General features: G+C 64.0%; 17 protein-coding genes and 1 tRNA gene. 8 read left to right on the top strand and 10 right to left on the bottom strand.

All coding sequences use genetic code 11. The annotated features are described in order from the left end of the window. Nucleotides 1-94 precede the first annotated feature (94 nt). From htpX to def, 4 genes are all read right to left on the bottom strand, one after another. Nucleotides 95-952 (bottom strand): zinc metalloprotease HtpX, encoded by an 858-nt coding sequence (htpX, locus tag WT16_RS17700; protein WP_006024099.1) that lies wholly within the window; start codon nucleotides 950-952, stop codon nucleotides 95-97. 108 nt (nucleotides 953-1,060) lie between these two features. Next, nucleotides 1,061-1,696: a LysE family translocator gene (locus tag WT16_RS17695; RefSeq protein ID WP_063533797.1), complete on the bottom strand. Its 636-nt coding sequence runs from the start codon at nucleotides 1,694-1,696 to the stop codon at nucleotides 1,061-1,063. 121 nt (nucleotides 1,697-1,817) lie between these two features. Then, nucleotides 1,818-2,801, bottom strand: a complete 984-nt coding sequence (fmt, locus tag WT16_RS17690) for a methionyl-tRNA formyltransferase (protein ID WP_006024097.1) — start codon at nucleotides 2,799-2,801, stop codon at nucleotides 1,818-1,820. 31 nt (nucleotides 2,802-2,832) lie between these two features. Continuing rightward, entirely contained in the window at nucleotides 2,833-3,336 is a 504-nt protein-coding gene (gene def / locus WT16_RS17685) for a peptide deformylase (RefSeq protein ID WP_015602344.1), read from the bottom strand. 231 nt (nucleotides 3,337-3,567) lie between these two features. Here def and WT16_RS17680 point away from each other — a divergent pair, with 231 nt between their 5' ends. The 3 genes from WT16_RS17680 to WT16_RS17670 all read left to right on the top strand — a co-directional run bounded on the left by WT16_RS17680 (nucleotide 3,568) and on the right by WT16_RS17670 (nucleotide 7,964). Continuing rightward, nucleotides 3,568-4,698: a DNA-processing protein DprA gene (locus tag WT16_RS17680; RefSeq protein WP_063533796.1), complete on the top strand. Its 1,131-nt coding sequence runs from the start codon at nucleotides 3,568-3,570 to the stop codon at nucleotides 4,696-4,698. Nucleotides 4,699-4,758: 60 nt separating this feature from the next. Next, nucleotides 4,759-5,130 carry a thioredoxin family protein gene (locus tag WT16_RS17675; protein WP_006024094.1) on the top strand — a complete coding sequence of 124 codons (372 nt, stop codon included), beginning with the start codon at nucleotides 4,759-4,761 and terminating at the stop codon, nucleotides 5,128-5,130. Nucleotides 5,131-5,339: 209 nt separating this feature from the next. After that, nucleotides 5,340-7,964: a DNA topoisomerase III gene (locus WT16_RS17670; RefSeq protein ID WP_063533795.1), complete on the top strand. Its 2,625-nt coding sequence runs from the start codon at nucleotides 5,340-5,342 to the stop codon at nucleotides 7,962-7,964. A 185-nt stretch (nucleotides 7,965-8,149) separates the two neighbouring features. On the opposite strand, the gene WT16_RS17665 is transcribed toward WT16_RS17670, so the two are convergent. Next, entirely contained in the window at nucleotides 8,150-9,205 is a 1,056-nt protein-coding gene (locus WT16_RS17665; RefSeq protein ID WP_009910941.1) for a LysR family transcriptional regulator, read from the bottom strand. A gap of 438 nt (nucleotides 9,206-9,643) precedes the next feature. Here WT16_RS17665 and WT16_RS17660 point away from each other — a divergent pair, with 438 nt between their 5' ends. Beyond that, nucleotides 9,644-10,660, top strand: coding sequence for a D-2-hydroxyacid dehydrogenase family protein (locus tag WT16_RS17660; protein WP_006024091.1), 1,017 nt, complete (start codon nucleotides 9,644-9,646; stop codon nucleotides 10,658-10,660). A gap of 131 nt (nucleotides 10,661-10,791) precedes the next feature. Here WT16_RS17660 and WT16_RS17655 read toward each other — a convergent pair whose 3' ends face one another. Both WT16_RS17655 and WT16_RS17650 read right to left on the bottom strand, forming a co-directional pair. Further along, the gene (locus WT16_RS17655; RefSeq protein ID WP_063533794.1) at nucleotides 10,792-11,661 is read right to left on the bottom strand and encodes a patatin-like phospholipase family protein; all 870 of its coding nucleotides are present in this window, start codon (nucleotides 11,659-11,661) and stop codon (nucleotides 10,792-10,794) included. 37 nt (nucleotides 11,662-11,698) lie between these two features. Continuing rightward, the gene (locus WT16_RS17650) at nucleotides 11,699-12,103 is read right to left on the bottom strand and encodes a PaaI family thioesterase (protein WP_009910940.1); all 405 of its coding nucleotides are present in this window, start codon (nucleotides 12,101-12,103) and stop codon (nucleotides 11,699-11,701) included. A gap of 191 nt (nucleotides 12,104-12,294) precedes the next feature. Here WT16_RS17650 and WT16_RS17645 point away from each other — a divergent pair. The 4 genes from WT16_RS17645 (at nucleotide 12,295) to WT16_RS17635 (ending at nucleotide 14,613) form a co-directional block, all read left to right on the top strand. Continuing rightward, nucleotides 12,295-12,370, top strand: a tRNA-Lys gene (locus tag WT16_RS17645). Between the two features lie 163 nt (nucleotides 12,371-12,533). Next, a complete protein-coding gene (locus tag WT16_RS17640; protein ID WP_038723730.1) occupies nucleotides 12,534-13,613 on the top strand; it encodes a site-specific integrase in 1,080 nt (359 codons plus the stop codon). Nucleotides 13,614-13,804: 191 nt separating this feature from the next. Further along, nucleotides 13,805-14,044 carry a hypothetical protein gene (locus tag WT16_RS33780; protein WP_128972480.1) on the top strand — a complete coding sequence of 80 codons (240 nt, stop codon included), beginning with the start codon at nucleotides 13,805-13,807 and terminating at the stop codon, nucleotides 14,042-14,044. A 26-nt stretch (nucleotides 14,045-14,070) separates the two neighbouring features. Further along, nucleotides 14,071-14,613 carry a hypothetical protein gene (locus WT16_RS17635; protein WP_038723731.1) on the top strand — a complete coding sequence of 181 codons (543 nt, stop codon included), beginning with the start codon at nucleotides 14,071-14,073 and terminating at the stop codon, nucleotides 14,611-14,613. Nucleotides 14,614-14,696: 83 nt separating this feature from the next. Here the strand turns inward: WT16_RS17635 and WT16_RS17630 are convergent, their stop codons facing one another. The 3 genes from WT16_RS17630 to WT16_RS33775 are packed head-to-tail and all read right to left on the bottom strand — an operon-like array spanning nucleotide 14,697 to nucleotide 16,790. After that, a complete protein-coding gene (locus WT16_RS17630) occupies nucleotides 14,697-15,359 on the bottom strand; it encodes a hypothetical protein (RefSeq protein WP_156521457.1) in 663 nt (220 codons plus the stop codon). Continuing rightward, nucleotides 15,346-16,365 (bottom strand): ImmA/IrrE family metallo-endopeptidase, encoded by a 1,020-nt coding sequence (locus WT16_RS17625; protein ID WP_063533792.1) that lies wholly within the window; start codon nucleotides 16,363-16,365, stop codon nucleotides 15,346-15,348. The genes WT16_RS17630 and WT16_RS17625 overlap by 14 nt, the downstream gene beginning before the upstream one ends. After that, nucleotides 16,362-16,790, bottom strand: coding sequence for a hypothetical protein (locus WT16_RS33775; protein WP_156521456.1), 429 nt, complete (start codon nucleotides 16,788-16,790; stop codon nucleotides 16,362-16,364). The genes WT16_RS17625 and WT16_RS33775 overlap by 4 nt, the downstream gene beginning before the upstream one ends.

Genomic DNA, 16,790 nt, shown 5'->3' with positions numbered 1-16,790 from the left:
CGGGGTTCGGGCGATCGCCGGATGCGCCGAAGCATGTCAAGACCGGCTACCGATATAGCGCCCTCTCACGAGCGCGTCGACGTTGCTACGCTCGTCAGTCGAAGCGGCCGGTGCGCGCCATTTCCATCAGCCGCGCGATCCGCTCCTCGGTGGCCGGATGCGTCGAGAACAGATTCTGCAGCCCGCCGCCCGACAGCGGATTCATGATCATCATCTGCGCGGTGGCCGGATGCTCCTCGGCCGTCTGGAACGGAATGCCCGACGCATAGCGGTGGATTTTGTCGAGCGCGGCAGCAAGCGCCTGCGGATCGCCCGAGATCTGCGCGCCGCCGCGGTCCGCCTCGAACTCGCGCGCGCGCGAGATCGCCATCTGGATCAGCGCGCCCGCGATCGGCGCAAGCAGCGCGACCGCGATGCCAGCGATCGGATTGGTGGGACGGCCGTTCTCGTCGCGCCCGCCGAAGAACATCGCGAAGTTCGCGAGCGCCGAGATCGCGCCCGCCATCGTCGCGGAAATCGTCGAGATCAGGATGTCGCGATGCTTCACGTGCGCGAGTTCGTGCGCCATCACGCCCCGCATCTCGCGCTCGGACAGCACGCGCAGGATGCCCGTCGTCGCGGCGACGGCCGCGTGCTCGGGATTGCGGCCGGTCGCGAACGCGTTCGGCTGATTCTCGTCGATCAGGTAGACGCGCGGCATCGGCAGATTCGCGCGCGTCGCGAGTTCGCGCACCATCCGATAGAACTGCGGCGCCGTGGCCTCGTCGACCTCCTGCGCGTTGTACATGCGCAGCACCATCTTGTCCGAGAACCAGTACGAGAAGAAATTCATACCGAGCGCGATCAGCAGCGCGATCGTCATTCCGCGCGATCCGCCGATCATGCCGCCTATCACGATGAACAGGGCCGTGATCGCGGCCATCAGCATCGCCGTTTTGACCCAATTGAACATGTTTCCCACTCCTTATCCGTCTGCGGGGATCGCACCGCACGCATATCGGCGGCAGCGCATAATTGTAAGCGATCTGTTAGATAAGAGCGTTTCGAGAAAATTCAATCCTCAGCGCGTCGATGTCGCGAGCTTGACGCCGAGACCGACGAACGCGCCGCCGACGCCGCGGTCGAGCCATTTCTTCACACGGGGCTTGCCGGAAAAGCGTTGCGTGACCGTGCCCGCGACCCACGCCACGATGCACGACCACACGGTGCTCATCGCGAGAAACACCGCGCCGAGCGTCAGGAACGCGAGCACCTTGTGATTGCTGTCCGCCGACACGAACTGCGGGAAGAACGACACGAAGAACAGCACCACCTTCGGGTTCAGCACGTTGGTCAGGAACCCTTGCGTGAACAACTGGCGCAGCGATTTGTCCGCGCCGCGCCGTGCGGGCTGCTCGGCCGCCTGCTCCTGCTTCGCGAAGATGAGACGCACGCCCAGGTAGACGAGATAGGCCGCGCCGACGATCTTGATGACCGTGAACGCAGTTGCCGACGCGGCGAGCACCGCCGTCAGGCCGAACGCGCACGCGAGCACGTGCACGCAGCAGCCGGCAGAGATGCCGAGCGCGGACATGAGGCCCGCGCCGCGCCCCTGCGCGACGCTGCGGCCGACGATGTACGCGGTGTCGGGCCCCGGCGTGATGTTCAACAGGAAAACCGCCGCGACGAACAAGCCAAGATGGGTGATGCCGAACATGCCGATCCCTCGATGCTGATGTCAGAGAATTCTACGCGCGCGCCCTGCGCGCCGCGACCCGGCCGTTCGGCCGATTGCGCAGCGCGCGCGATTCCGATGAACTGTTTGCAGGCGACGAAAATTACGCGGCGTCAGGCGGCGCGAAGCGCTGGCCGGCCGCAAGCGGCGCCCCCGCGAGAAACTCGCGCGCCGGCAGGCGCTTGCCGCCCGGCTTCTGCAATTGCGTGACGCGCAGCGCGCCTTCGCCGCAGGCGATCACGATGCCGTCCGGGCCGGCATCGACGATCGTGCCGGGCGCCGCGTCGCCGCGCGCCGGCACCGCGTCGGCCGCCCACAGCTTGAGCGTCGCGCCGTCGAGCGTGCCCGCGCCGCCCGGAAACGGGTCGAACGCGCGCACCTGCCGCGCGAGCACCTCGGCCGGCTTGCGCCAGTCGAGCGCCGCCTCGTGCTTGCCGATCTTCTCGGCATAGGTGACGCCGTCGGCGGGCTGCGGCGTCGCGGCGAGTGAACCCGCACGCTCAAGCTCGGCGAGCGCGTCGACGATGAGGCGCGCGCCCGCGGCCGCGAGCTTGTCGTGCAGCGTCGCCGTCGTATCGTCGGGCGCAATCGCGATGCGCGCATCGTGCAGCATCGCGCCCGTGTCGAGCCCGGCATCCATCTGCATCAGCGTGACGCCGGTCTCGGCGTCGCCCGCCTCGATCGCGCGATGGATCGGCGCGGCGCCGCGCCAGCGCGGCAGCAGCGACGCATGGATATTGATGCAGCCGTGCCGCGGCAGGCCGAGCACTTCCTGCGGCAGAAGCAGGCCATATGCGGCGACGACCATCACGTCGTGCGGCGTCGCGTGCAACAGATCGAGCGCGGCGGCAGCTTCGGCCGGATACTTGCCCGCGCGGCGCAGCGACGGCGGCTGCGCGAGCGCGATGCCGTGCTCGAGCGCATAGCGCTTCACGGCGCTCGCCTGCAGCTTCATCCCGCGCCCGGCGGGACGATCGGGCTGCGTCAGCACGAGCGGCACCGGGAAGCCGGCCTCATGAATCGCGGCGAGCGCCGCTGCGGCGAATTCCGGCGTGCCGGCGAAAATGACCCGCAGTGAATGTGTCATGTGCAAATGAATCCGGGAACAGCCGTGCGCATCACATTGCGCGTTCGAGTTTCTTCATCTTCGTCTTGATCCGGGTCTGCTTGAGCGGCGACAGATACTGGACGAACACGCGGCCTATCAGATGATCCATCTCGTGCTGGATGCATACCGCGAGAAGCCCTTCGCAGTCGATCTCGAACGTCTCGCCTTTCTCGTCGAGCGCGCGCACGCGCACGCGGTCCGGACGCTCCACTTCGTCATAGATGCCCGGCACCGACAGACAGCCTTCCTCATAGACCTGCTTGCCGTCGCTCGTCCAGACGAGCTCCGGATTGATGAAGACGCGCAACTCGTTCTTCTCCTCGGACACGTCGATCACGATCACGCGCTCGTGCACGTCGACCTGCGTCGCCGCGAGCCCAATGCCGGGCGCCGCGTACATCGTCTCGGCCATGTCGGCGACGAGCTTGCGAATGCGGTCGTCCACTTTGTCGACCGGCTTGGCCACCTTGTGCAGCCGTTTGTCGGGGTAATGAAGGATGTTCAGCAAAGCCATGATTTCAGTGTTGAGAGACGAACGACCCGCCCGCATCGGCCGTTCGGCCGACTGCCGCGACGCGCGCGCCGGCCTCAAGATGGATTCGACGACGCGCGGAATCCGCCGCGCGTCGCGACGACCGGCCAATCGCCGTGAGCTTGCGCGCGCGGCATTCGTTCTATTTCGGATGATGAAAATTTTATCACGGCACCACGCGGCCCGCAGGCCGCGCTTCTCGAGGATTTCGTCATGTCGCCGCGATCGTTGACGCGTGCCGAGCTCGCCGGCTGGCTGCGGCTTGCGGGCGCGTCCGGCGTGCCGGCCGCCGCGCGTGCCGCACTCCTCGGCGCGTTCGCATCGCCCGAAGCGCTCTTTGCGGCGTCGCATGCGGAGCTGGCGGCACTCGTCGGCGACGCTGCGGCCCGATCGGCGCTCGCGCCGCCCACAGACGATTTCGAGCAGCGCGTCGACACGACGCTCGCCTGGCTCGACGAGCCCGGCAACGCGCTCGTGACCCGGCACGATCCCGCGTATCCGGAGCCGCTCGCCGAGCTCTACGATCCGCCGCCGCTGCTATATATAAAAGGCCGCGTCGCGCTGCTCCATGCGCGGGCCGTCGCGATCGTCGGCAGCCGCGGAGCAACGCCGCAGGGGCTCGCCGACGCGACGCGCTTCGCGCGCGAGCTGTCGGACGCGGGCCTTGCGATCGTGTCGGGCCTCGCGCGCGGCATCGACGGCGCCGCGCATCGCGGCGGGCTCGACGGCGCAAGCGGCACCGTCGCCGTGATCGGCACAGGCGCGGACATCGTCTACCCGGCTTGCCACCACGCGCTCGCCCACGAGATCGCCGAGCGCGGCGCGCTCGTCTCCGAGTGGCCGCTCGGCACGCCCGCGCGGTCCGCCCATTTTCCGCAGCGCAACCGGCTGATCGCCGCGCGGCTCGCGAACGAAATGGGACGCGACGTGTTCGCGATTCCCGGCTCGATCCACGCGCCCCTGTCGCAGGGCTGCCACGCGCTGATTCGCGACGGCGCGAAGCTCGTCGAGACCGCGGCCGACGTGCTCGAGGAATTCGGCCTCGATCCCGCTCGCCCTGCGGGCGCAACGCGCGGCGCGCCCGCCGCCGCCGAGGCCGACGTCAATCCGGACGACGACGCGCGCCGGCTGCTCGCCGCGATCGGTTACGGCCCCGTGCCGCTCGAGCTGCTCGCGCAGCGCACGGCGCTTTCGAGCGGCACGCTGCACCGGCTGCTGCTGCAGCTAGAGCTCGCCGGCCGCATCGCAGCGCTGCCGGGCGGCCGCTACATGCGCATCGCCAGCGCGCAGGCTGAGCCCACTCAAGCGCGCGGGACGAGCACCGTGCTACATTCCGGCGCATAGGCGCCGCGCCCGGGCGTTCGCTCGAGCCGCCGCCACCTTACGATGCAAGGAAAACCGCCAATGCCCGCGCTGAATCTCGACACCGACGAAGATCGGATCGCCGAGCGCCTCCGGAATCCCGACACGCTGCTCGTCGCCTGCCTGTGCGCCGAGTGGTGCGGCACCTGCCGCGAATACCGCGCCGCGTTCGACCGGCTCGCCGACGCCCATCCCGGCGCCTGCTTCGCATGGATCGACGTCGAAACGCACGCCGACCGGCTCGACGATCTCGATGTCGAGAACTTCCCGACGCTCCTCGTCGAGGACGTGAACTCGGTCCGCTTCTTCGGCACGGTGCTGCCGCACGCCGCAATCGTCGAACGAATGCTGGCCGACCTGACGGCGCTGTCGGGCGCGCCGCATGCACCCAAACTGCGCAATTTGTTCGACTAGAATCGTCTGGCCTCGAAATATCGGCCGTGGAATGCAGCTTTACCGCTCGTTTACGCGGGAAGGCGTGCGACAGGCTTGCCGCCGCCCTTGCCCCCACTTATGATGACCCGCTTTTTGCTCACGCCGGCCGCCGTTTGGGCGCCGTGTGCTATAAAGCCGTCGTAAAAGGGCCCGCATCGGGCTCGCCCGGTCCATCAATACACACTGTCATGTCGAAAGCACTCATCATTGCGGAAAAGCCTTCTGTCGCGAACGACATCGCGCGTGCTTTGGGCGGCTTTACCAAGCATGACGAATACTACGAGAGCGACGAATACGTACTGTCGTCGGCGGTCGGCCACCTGCTCGAAATCGCCGCACCGGAGGAATACGAGGTCAAGCGCGGCAAGTGGAGCTTCGCGCATCTGCCTGTCATTCCTCCCCATTTCGATCTGAATCCGATCGCGAAAAGCGAGTCGCGCCTGAAGGTGCTGACCAGGCTGATCAAGCGCAAGGACGTCGAACGCCTGATCAACGCATGCGACGCGGGACGCGAGGGCGAACTGATCTTCCGCCTGATCGCGCAGCACGCGAAGGCGAAGCAGCCCGTCCAGCGCCTGTGGCTGCAGTCGATGACGCCCGCCGCGATCCGTGACGGCTTCGCGCACCTGCGCACCGACGTGGACATGCAGCCGCTCGCCGATGCCGCGCGTTGCCGCTCGGAGGCCGACTGGCTCGTCGGCATCAACGGCACGCGCGCGATGACCGCGTTCAACAGCAAGGGCGGCGGCTTCTTCCTGACGACCGTCGGCCGCGTGCAGACGCCGACGCTGTCGATCGTCGTCGAGCGCGAGGAGAAGATTCGCCGCTTCGTGCCGCGCGACTACTGGGAAGTACGCGCGGAATTCGTCTGCGCGGGCGGCTTCTACGAAGGCCGCTGGTTCGACCCGAAGTTCAAGAAGGACGAATTCGACCCCGAAAAACGCGACTCGCGCCTCTGGAGTCTGCCCGCCGCGGAGACGATCGTCGCCGCGTGCCGCGACCAGCTCGGCACGGTCACCGAGGAATCGAAGCCGTCGACGCAGCTCTCGCCGCTGCTGTACGACCTGACGAGCCTGCAGCGCGAGGCGAACAGCCGCTTCGGCTTCTCGGCGAAGAACACGCTCGGCCTCGCGCAGGCGCTGTACGAAAAGCACAAGGTGCTCACCTATCCGCGTACCGACGCGCGCGCGCTGCCGGAGGATTACCTCGGCACGGTGAAGTCGACGCTCGAAATGCTCAAGGGGAGCAACAACTACCTGCCGCACGCGAAGCAGGTGCTCGACAAGAACTGGGTGAAGCCGAACAAGCGGATCTTCGACAATTCGAAGATCAGCGACCACTTTGCGATCATCCCGACGCTGCAGGCGCCGAAATCGCTGTCCGAGCCGGAGCAGAAGCTCTATGACCTCGTCGTCAAGCGCTTCCTCGCGGTGTTCTTCCCGGCCGCCGAATTCAAGGTGACGACCCGGATCACCGAAGTCGCGGGTCATCACTTCAAGACGGAAGGCAAGGTGCTCGTCGAGCCGGGCTGGCTGCAGGTCTACGGCCGGGACGCCGAGGGCGCCGACGCGAATCTCGTGCCGGTTCAGAAGGACGAGAAGGTCAAGACCGACAAGGTCGCAGCGCACGGCCTCACGACGAAGCCGCCCGCGCGCTATTCGGAAGCCACGCTGCTGTCGGCAATGGAAGGCGCGGGCAAGCTCGTCGAAGACGACGAGCTGCGCGAAGCGATGGCCGCGAAGGGCCTCGGCACGCCGGCGACGCGCGCGGCGATCATCGAAGGCCTGCTCGGCGAGAAGTACCTCGTGCGCGAAGGCCGCGAGCTGATTCCGACCGCGAAGGCGTTCCAGCTAATGACGCTGCTGCGCGGCCTCGGCGTGAAGGAGCTGACCGCCCCCGAGCTGACGGGCGAGTGGGAATACAAGCTGTCGCAGATGGAGCGCGGCAACCTGCAGCGCGATGCGTTCATGCAGGAAATCGCGCGGATGACGCAGACGATCGTCAAGCGCGCGAAGGAATACGACTCCGACACGATCCCGGGCGACTACGCGACGCTCGAGACGCCGTGCCCGAACTGCGGCGGCCAGGTGAAGGAGAACTATCGGCGCTTCGCGTGCACGAAGTGCGACTTCTCGATCTCGAAGATCCCGGGTAGCCGGCAATTCGAGATCGCCGAAGTCGAGGAACTGTTGCGGAAAAAGGAAATCGGGCCGCTGTCGGGCTTCCGCAGCAAGATGGGCCGGCCGTTCTCCGCGATCCTCAAGCTCACGTTCGACGACGAGACGAAGAACTACAAGCTCGAATTCGACTTTGGCCAGGAGCAAGGCGGCGAAGAGGGCGAAGCGCCCGACTTCTCCGCGCAGGCGCCCGTAGGCGCGTGCCCGAAGTGCAAGGGCCGCGTGTTCGAGCACGGAATGAGCTATGTCTGCGAGCACGCGGTCGCGAGCCCGAAGACCTGCGACTTCCGCTCCGGCAAGGTGATCCTGCAGCAGGAGATCACCCGCGAGCAGATGACGAAGCTCCTCGAGAACGGCCGCACCGATCTGTTGCCGAACTTCAAGTCGTCGCGCACCGGTCGCAACTTCAAGGCGTATCTCGTCAAGCAGGCGGACGGCAAGATCGGCTTCGAGTTCGAGAAGAAGGAGCCGAAGCCCGCGGCCGCGAAGAAGACCGCGTCCAAAACGACGGCCGCGGCCCACGATGCAGCGGCCGACAGCGGCGACAAGACCGAAAAGAAGGCGGCGCCCGCTCGCAAGACGGCTGCGCGCAAGACGGCTGCGCGCAAGACGCCGGCGCGCAAGACGGGTTCGTAACCGGCGCAATGCCGGCGCCGCGAATGCGGCGCGCCGGCATTGGCGCCGGGCGGCGCGCGCGATGTCGAGCAACCGGGCGGCGCGCCCGCGCCGCGGTGCTTCGGTCCAAGCAAAAGCGCGAGCTCTCGACGAGCCCGCGCTTTTGCTTTTTGCGGAGGAGATTCGGCGCGCGACGCCGCGCGGCGTTACAGCGGAGACGGCACGACGGTGCGCGCCCGCGGCGCGCGCGGCAGACGCGGCGACAGCGCCGGATCGGCGCTCGATCGCTCGGCGAGCGCGTCGGCAGGCAGCGCGTCGATGGGCTGGCCGGCAACGCCCTGCGTGGCCCACTGCTCGCCGAGCATCGTGTCCGGCGATTGGCTGAAGTGCTCGACGAGATGGTCGATGAACGTGCGCACCTTCGCCGGCAGGTGCCGGCGGCTCGGATACGCGATGTTGATCTCGACCTGCGGCAGCCGGTAATCGCTCAGCAGCCGCACGAGCTTGCCGCGCGCGATGTCGCTGCCGATCAGATAGCTCGGCAGGATCGCGACGCCCATGCCGAGCATCGCGAACTGGCGCAGCATCTCGGTATTGTTCGCGACGACGACGTTCGACGGCCGCACGCGCACTTCGCCGTCCGGGCCGGTGAATACGCGCTCGTCGCCCCAGTATTCGGACGGCAGGCTCAGGCAGGGATGCTCGACGAGCTGCTCCGGATGCATCGGCATGCCGTGCTTCTCCAGATAGCTCGGCGTCGCGCAGACCACCATGCAGCCCGTCGTCAGCCGGCGCGTGACGATGCTCGCGCTGCGCATCTGCCGCGTGATCACGATGCCGACGTCGAATCCCTCTTCGACGAGATCGACCTGACGATCAACGAGGGTCAGGTCGGGAATGACCTTCGGGAAGCGCTGCGTGTACGTCTGCAGCACGGGCGCAAGGTTGTGCAGGCCGAACACGACGGGCGCGACGATCCGCAGCGTGCCGACGGGCTCGTGGTTGCGCGCGACGACCATCTGCTCGACGTCTTCGAGCTCGTCGAGGATCTGGCGCGCCCGCTCCAGGTAAACCTGGCCGGATTCGGTCAGCGAGAGGCTACGGGTGGTGCGATTCAGAAGGCGGGTGCCGAGCCGGCCTTCGAGGTCGGCGACGTGGCGCGTCGCGACCGCGTTCGAGATGTCCATCGCGCTTGCCGCCCGGGCGAAACTGCCGAGATCCGCGACCTTGACGAACACTCGCATCGACTGCAAATGATCCATACTCCACTCCTACCGCTGTTACCGCTTCAAAAATATGAAGCAAATGAGTAATTTTCCTACGACAGCGAAAAAGATGCAGAGTTGCTCAACTTCCGGCGAAATCTCGATAAAAACCTTCAAATTTGCTCAGCCCACCTAGCTAGATAGACCAGTTGTTCTGAAATAAGAAATAATTGAGCAATCTCCCTGCGCAAATTACCCAATCGAGAAACGCCGGAATCGCCGCCAGGCCAGCATCAAGCGGGGTCCGAACAGCGCGATCGGCACCCGGGCATCGGCGCTTGCCGCACCGCGTAACAAGCTGTTAAAAAGAGATACACCTGTTGCTGCGCCGTCATAGGATCATTACGGCCCTCAAACCGGGCCGGCCCGGCGCGCGACGACGCGCGACGGCCACCACCTCACATCGCTCATCCCGCGCGAATCCCGAAACTCGCCATGAAAATTGCCATCCTCGACGACTACCAGGACGCCGTCCGCAAGCTCAACTGCTTCGAGATGCTCGCCGACCATGAAGTGAAGATCTTCAACAACACGGTGCGCGGCCTCGGGCAGCTCGCGAGCCGCCTGGCCGAAGTCGAAGCGCTCGTGCTGATTCGCGAGCGCACCCACATCACGTCGCAGTTGCTCGGCAAGCTTCCGCATCTGCGCATGATCAGCCAGACAGGCCGCGTGTCGACCCACATCGATCTCGACGCGTGCACGGAGCGCGGCATCGTGGTGCTCGAAGGCACGGGCTCGCCGATCGCCCCCGCCGAACTGACCTGGGCGCTCATCATGGCCGCGCAGCGGCGCATCCCGCAGTACGTCGCGAATCTGAAGCAGGGCGCATGGCAGCAATCGGGCCTCAAGACGTCGGCGATGCCGCCGAATTTCGGGCTCGGCCAGGTGCTGCGCGGGCAGACGCTCGGCATCTGGGGCTACGGCAAGATCGGCCGGCTCGTCGCCGGCTACGGCAAGGCGTTCGGAATGAACGTGCTGATCTGGGGACGCGAGCACTCGCTCGAAGCGGCGCGCGCCGACGGCTTTGCGACCGCCGAGAGCCGCGAGGCGTTCTTCGAGCAGGCCGACGTGCTGTCGCTGCACCTGCGCCTGCACGACGACACGCGCGGCATCGTCAAGCTCGACGATCTGCTGCGAATGAAGCCGACGTCGCTCCTCGTCAACACGAGTCGCGCGGAACTGCTCGAAGAAAACGCGCTCATTTCCGCGCTTGCGCGCAACCGGCCGGGAATGGTCGCGATCGACGTCTACGAGAGCGAGCCGATCCTGCAAGGCTACAGCCTGCTGCGCATGGAAAACGTGATCTGCACGCCGCACATCGGCTACGTCGAACGCGAAAGCTACGAGCTCTACTTCAGCGCGGCGTTCAAGAACATCCTCGCGTTCGATGCGGGCGATCTGTCGAGCGTCGCGAATCCCGAAGCGCTCAACCAGGGGCGGATTCGCCGCTGAGCGGAGCGGCGGCAAGAAGCGCGGTGCGCGAGCGGCCCCGTGCCCGTGCAGCCTCCCGCCATCGTGCACCGAGCGCCCGGCCGCGGCGATCAGCCGCACCCGCTTCCCGCCAGGCCCCGGCGCTTCCGGCGTCAGCGCACCGCGCCGTTGTCTTCCAGGCACTGCGGCACGACGCTCAGAAAGCGCTCGCCGTCGCGCCGGCCGAGATCGTACGCATGCTGCATCTGATGCGGGCTCGTGTAGTCCCAGCTCGAAATCGGCACCTTGCTCGACGGCTGCACGTAGAACCGCCGCTGCCCGTCGCAGTCGACGACGAACGTCTGCGGGCGCGGGTAGCGCCGCGTCACCATCACGAGCACGAGCCCGGGCGACGCATCGAGCGCGCCGACCGGCACGTTGTCGACCATCCCGCCGTCGAGCACCGGTCGGCCGTCGCGGCGCAGGACGGGCGTAAACGGCGGCGTGCACGACGACTGGAGAACGAGATCCGCGAGTTCGTCGACGCGCGCGCAATTCTGCGCACGGATGAACTCGGGGCGAAAGCCGAGCGAGCGGCCGAGCGTCGGATGCAACGTCTTGCGGACGTACTTCTCGATGTTGTACGCGACGAACCCCGCCGCGACCGCGCTGCGCGCGCCGAGCCAGCGCGGCACATGCGACACGCCGATGCGGATCTCCGGCGCGCCGGCGAGTTTCGCGAACGGCTCGCCGTAGATATCGAGGAGCGCCTGCCGGTAGATCCGGTAATGCGGAAAGACCGGCTCGGCGCGCAGCAGATTGCCCCAGTAGACGTTCCGGCGGTTGTGCCTGAGCGCCTCTTCGTAATAGCGCATCACCCAGCGCGAGTCGCGCATGTAGAGCATGCAGGCGGTCGCCGCGCCCGCCGAGATGCCGGCGATCACGCGCGGCCGCAGGCCGAGTGCGGGCCGCGCGACGTCCCAGAATCCCGCCTGCCACCAACACCGATTGCCGCCGCCCGCGAATACCACCTGGTCGAACATCGGATGCGCTCCCGTTCCACCCTGCCGCTGTACGCGCTCAGGAGACGAGCGCGTACGTCGACGTTGCGTGAACGGCCATCTTGCCGTCCTCGTCGAACAGCTCGATTTCGCCGAACACGAGATTGCGGCCCATCCGCAGCACGCGGGCGGTGACGAGCACGTCGCCCTTGCGGACCGGGCGCATGAAGTGGGTATTGAGGGCGACGGTCGTCATCGGCCGGAATTCGCCGAGCGCGGCGGAGATCGCAACGACCATCGCGGTGTCGGCGGCCGCCATGAACACTTGCCCGCAGATCACGCCGCCCGAATGGCGAAGCTCGCCGGAAAACGGCAGCCGGAGGGTGACGCTCTCGTCCGAAACCGATACGGGGGTGAGGGAAAGGGAGCGGACCCACGGGGCAAGGAGCCGATCCAGCAAATCACGGACAGTGTTTTCGTCCATTGTCGTACGCCCAGAAAGAGCCGCGCGCCCGCCGCGCGACAGGGTTTGGGCGACATCATACCGGGAGCGCGCGCGATGCGACGGAACGTGCGAATCCGGAACAGCAATGCGCGGCCGACGGAAGCGTTTCGAGAAAAATACAAAAAAGACTAGACAAGTCTTGAAAGCTTCGGCATAATTTTTCCTCTGTTGGGGCGTTAGCTCAGTTGGTAGAGCAGCGGACTCTTAATCCGTAGGTCGAGTGTTCGAGTCACTCACGCCCCACCACCGAATTTAGCTGTAGAAAATCAAGCACTTGCGAGCGATCGCGGTGCTTTTTTTTCGTCTATAGCCCGCGTGTGCAGGCGTCAAAAACTGGCCTTTGCCGGAAAACTGCCGGAACGGAAGAATCCAGACCAAGCGATCTCAATCTTTCGCATGGAGTCTGGAAATGGCCTATATCAGCCAGCGAGGCGCCTACTGGCGCGCCGAAGTCCGCCGTCGCGGGTACAAGCCCGTCTATCGTTCGTTCGACACCAAACAGCAGGCTCAGCAATGGGCTCGAAAGGTGGAGACGGAGATTGACAGTGGCGCATACGTCGATCGCACAGAAGCCGAGCGAACTACGCTCCGTGAGGCGCTGGAACGGTATCGGCGCGAAATCGTCCCCGAGAAGCGCCACCCCTATCAGGAAAATCGACGCATCCAACGCTGGATCGACAACCACCTGTCGCATCGAACACTAGCCAACTTGCGCGGCGCAGATTTCGCGAAGTATCGAGACGAACGCCGGGCGGCCGGGCGCGCAGAGAACACCATCCGGCTCGAACTCCAGGTCATCAGCCACCTTTTCGAAATCGCCCGCAAGGAATGGGGCATGGAGGCGTTGATGAACCCTTTGAAGAATATTCGCAAACCGTCCGGCAGCGAGGCGAGGGATCGACGCCTGCGCCCCGGCGAATTCGAAAAATTGCACGCGCTTCTCTCGGCCAGCGGCAATCCCTGGGCAGCACTTGCCTTTGAGCTGGCGATCGAAACCAGTCTGCGACAAGGCGCACTATTCAGCGTGCGGTGGGAATGGCTCGATCTTGAAAGTCGCCTTCTTCGCTTCCCGTCGGACGCTCGCGGCGCCGAGAACAAAGGGGTGCCGGCGGTTCTGCCGCTGTCCCGCCGCGCCACCGCTGTATTTCGCCATCTTGCGGCCATTGCGGAAGGCCCAGAGGCACGCGCCAACCGCTCGCGATTCGGTCCTGCCAACGCTAACCCTGAGAAGCTGGCGGGACGGGTCTTCGGGACGAGCGTTAACGCAGTGACCTGCATCTGGAAGCGAACGCTCAAAAAGGCCAGCCTCGACGATCCAGAGGTAAGCACCCTTCGATGGCACGACCTCCGCCATGAAGCGGCAAGTCGCTTCTTCGAAAAGGGTCTGCATCCGATGGAAGTCGCAAGCCTTACTGGCCACAAGTCCATGCAGATGTTAAAGAGGTATACGCACCTACGCCCAGAAAGCCTTTTGCAAAAACTAGGTTAACGATGAGAGCGCGGGTGTGGTTTGTCCCGCCCGCAATCCGACGCTTTTGCAAGGGATATCTGCGCTTGAGGCGGAGCCAAAATTTCCGGCGCTGATTACCTGCCGCGGGCGCTCTCGCAGTTGAGATTGCGATTCCCGATGCTTGCCGTATAGTGTGCTCCACAACCAAACCATATCGGGGAGGGGCAGCCATGGCGACAGCAGCAGAACAACGAGCCGAAGAGCAGCAGGCTATCGAAGATGAACGTCGCTCATTCGAGCGCCGGCAGCGAGCGTTCTTGACTGTAACCAAGCAATTCGCACCATACGGCAACGGCACACCACTGGACGCCGACTTACAAGAACTCGATGCAGCCGACGCCGACTGGAAAGCCAAGAACGCAATAGTAGAGCGGATCGCCGAAGAAATCCGCGATGGCAAACGTCACTAACAGCTCTTGCTGACAGAACGACAATAATGAGCGACCTTGAACACTCACGCGAGCTGCAAGAGAAATTTGAGCTTTACCTGCTCGCATTGATCTTCACGATCTTAGGTCTCGCTATTCAGACAGCAAAGTTCGGCACCTACCGTGCGGCTGACGTTTCGGAAATCCTCGGCTGGGTTTCGCTCACGGTCTCAGGTGTATGCGGACTCTGGAGGATGGAGTGGATTCCCGTGGCGCTCAAGACTGGCGCGCAGCTACAAGGCTTGCGCAAAGAGCGTCAAGAACTAGCAGAACACGCCGATCGGGGAATACAGCAGGTACAGATTGACGACCAACCGGAGCCCGCAGACGTTCACGAACTTATCACCACACGCGATGGCATCATTCAAAAGGGGCAATCCCGATTAGACGATATTGAAAAGGCTATCCGCGTGAAATACGCAATTCACAAGTGGACGTTCGTACTCGGGCTAGTCCTACTCATCGTCGCCCGATCCTGGTTCCCAGTAGTTGGGCTTTTCAGTCGTCCAACGTTGCAGGCTTCGTGCGAACACACGATCCCAGCAAGGTAGCGTGATAGGTGTCGAGTCAAATGAACATGGTGGCAGTTTGTGAAAAAGCTGTTCGTCTGCCGCACCGGGGCAGTGCGCACCGACTATGGGAGATCCATGCTCAGAGCAAACAGCATCGTTGGGTCGTACAGTCGACCGATTTCCCCGATATAAGACTGAAAACCTTCCTTGAGGCTGTCCATGTTCGCATCACATCGGCTGCCCAAAATCGCACCAATTGCCCGATCGATATGCTTGTACGGACAAACGTTGGCGAGTAACCACGCATGCCCCTTCCGAGAGAGACATGCACCCAACACCTGCTCAATTAGGATGATTCGTCCTGCGAATTTCTGGCACGCGTCATTTTCCGCCAGTCCGCGCAGAGCCCTCTTGTCGCCGGTTAAAATCTTCGAGTCCGGCGAACTCAAAACCAAGCTAAGCAAGACAGCTTCGCCTTCGTCAATTTGCGGGATGGCCGCCAATTCCGCGAGCAAATCGGGATCGGGCATCCCGATCGGCGCCATTAACTCCAGATGGGCAGCGAGGGATGCGGCCGCATCAGTAGAGTGGAATTTCCTACCATCGGGCTTCTCAATACAGCGCTGGGTCCGATACCGCAGCGATGTGACCGTTGCCATTTCGCCCCAGGGATGCCCAATCAGCTCCGGCAAATAAGGCAGAACGTTCCAGTGAGCGAGCTTGCATAGAGCATCCACGTCAACGTAAAGCATTTGTCGGTCGCTCAACGTCTTAGCAAGCTTCAATGCCAGTGATCCGGCACACTAGGTCCTGCATGTCATCTGAAACACGGTCGAGGTCAAGATTTCGCTGCAACGCAGTTTTCATAATCGCCTCGGCGTCGCTGTCTTCACTGAGATATCTCAATGCCGCCATCGACTCTGGCCACCGACGGCTCAGGAAGGCGTACCGCAGAACAAGATGGCCGCTCTCGATACCGAGATCACGAGCGGCCTCGCGCGACTTAACGGCAATTTCGACCGCCGAAGCCCAACTCGGCCACGCCGACACGATACGCTCGACGTCATCACCACCAAAGATTGACAGCGCGAAGCGGTCAGCCTCCTGCTCTTGGATATCCTTGGTTGATTCCGCCTCGTATTCGGAATGTTCCTGCAGCGAGACGTCAACGATCGATCCGGTTCGCTTCAGATGCCCCGAGGCGATGTGCCCAATTTCGTGCGCCACGATGAACGCCAACCAAGCTCGCGACGATTTCTTTTTGGATACGATGATGACCGGCCGGCCGTCAATCACCATGACCGCGCCATCCATTTTCCGAACACCAACCGGCAGGTTCGGCAACGGTAAGACGGGAACCCCAAGGTTCCAGCATGCGTCGATCAGCGATGAAAGCCCAACAAGCCCGTTCCCGACCTCACGCGCCATAGCCGCAACGCCGGCGGCGTCTGTAAATTGGGCGTTGTATGGCACGGGGAACGCAGCAACAACAGCGCGAGCGAGCGAAGACGCGATAGCTGTCGCCGCCTGCAACGACTCCGACGATACATCCACTCGATGTTTGTAGGCGACGGACCCTGCGGACGCGCGCTGACGGACCTGCCCCTCCATCAGGGCGGCCAGATCCAAGCCAAGTCTACGACTTATCAGCACGCAGAGCTCTGCGATGCCGTCAGGACTCTTCTCGGCGTCGGTCGCCCACCAAACCGGCAACAGAGCACGCACCTGGGCCCGGGTAAGCCCAAACCCCTTCAGATTGTCGTAAATTGTCTTAGCGCTGACGTTGCTCATGCGTAACCTCCTCTTCCCTCGTTCGAGGTGCGCGTTACCGCCATGTCCAGAACCGGCTTCAGGGCTTGGATGAGAGGAGCAAGAATCTGCGCGCTGCGCAGTTCACCATCCCACAGTGACAGGATCGCTTGTTCAAGCAAAGCACGGCCAGTCTGGTCGATGCTTGCCGATGCCATTATAGCTTGACTATGCGCATTATGCTCGTTATGCCAACTATCGATATACCGCAAGACCCGCTCAGCCGTTACCGTAAGCGTCTTCCGTTCACCGTGCATAAACCGGCATAACGATGATTGCCCTACCTGAGCCTCGTTAGCAAGGGCAAGAACCGATATCTTTCGCGCACGACAAAAAGCCTCTATGCGCTCAACGGTAGGAGCGACATCGACGCTGGCGGGGGTTGCTTTTCTTGGCATAATCAGCAT

It is taken from the genome of Burkholderia sp. MSMB1589WGS (assembly GCF_001636105.1).
Lineage (GTDB): Bacteria > Pseudomonadota > Gammaproteobacteria > Burkholderiales > Burkholderiaceae > Burkholderia > Burkholderia humptydooensis.
Note: the sequence above shows the minus strand (reverse complement) of the source record. Positions and strands in the feature narration are given on the sequence as shown.

Coding starts and splice junctions, on each gene's coding strand:
- htpX (WP_006024099.1), bottom strand. CDS start 952: ATGTTCAATTGGGTCAAAACGGCGATGCTGATGGCCGCGATCACGGCC.
- WT16_RS17695 (WP_063533797.1), bottom strand. CDS start 1,696: ATGTTCGGCATCACCCATCTTGGCTTGTTCGTCGCGGCGGTTTTCCTG.
- fmt (WP_006024097.1), bottom strand. CDS start 2,801: ATGACACATTCACTGCGGGTCATTTTCGCCGGCACGCCGGAATTCGCC.
- def (WP_015602344.1), bottom strand. CDS start 3,336: ATGGCTTTGCTGAACATCCTTCATTACCCCGACAAACGGCTGCACAAG.
- WT16_RS17680 (WP_063533796.1), top strand. CDS start 3,568: ATGTCGCCGCGATCGTTGACGCGTGCCGAGCTCGCCGGCTGGCTGCGG.
- WT16_RS17675 (WP_006024094.1), top strand. CDS start 4,759: ATGCCCGCGCTGAATCTCGACACCGACGAAGATCGGATCGCCGAGCGC.
- WT16_RS17670 (WP_063533795.1), top strand. CDS start 5,340: ATGTCGAAAGCACTCATCATTGCGGAAAAGCCTTCTGTCGCGAACGAC.
- WT16_RS17665 (WP_009910941.1), bottom strand. CDS start 9,205: ATGGATCATTTGCAGTCGATGCGAGTGTTCGTCAAGGTCGCGGATCTC.
- WT16_RS17660 (WP_006024091.1), top strand. CDS start 9,644: ATGAAAATTGCCATCCTCGACGACTACCAGGACGCCGTCCGCAAGCTC.
- WT16_RS17655 (WP_063533794.1), bottom strand. CDS start 11,661: ATGTTCGACCAGGTGGTATTCGCGGGCGGCGGCAATCGGTGTTGGTGG.
- WT16_RS17650 (WP_009910940.1), bottom strand. CDS start 12,103: ATGGACGAAAACACTGTCCGTGATTTGCTGGATCGGCTCCTTGCCCCG.
- WT16_RS17640 (WP_038723730.1), top strand. CDS start 12,534: ATGGCCTATATCAGCCAGCGAGGCGCCTACTGGCGCGCCGAAGTCCGC.
- WT16_RS33780 (WP_128972480.1), top strand. CDS start 13,805: ATGGCGACAGCAGCAGAACAACGAGCCGAAGAGCAGCAGGCTATCGAA.
- WT16_RS17635 (WP_038723731.1), top strand. CDS start 14,071: ATGAGCGACCTTGAACACTCACGCGAGCTGCAAGAGAAATTTGAGCTT.
- WT16_RS17625 (WP_063533792.1), bottom strand. CDS start 16,365: ATGAGCAACGTCAGCGCTAAGACAATTTACGACAATCTGAAGGGGTTT.
- WT16_RS33775 (WP_156521456.1), bottom strand. CDS start 16,790: ATGCTGATTATGCCAAGAAAAGCAACCCCCGCCAGCGTCGATGTCGCT.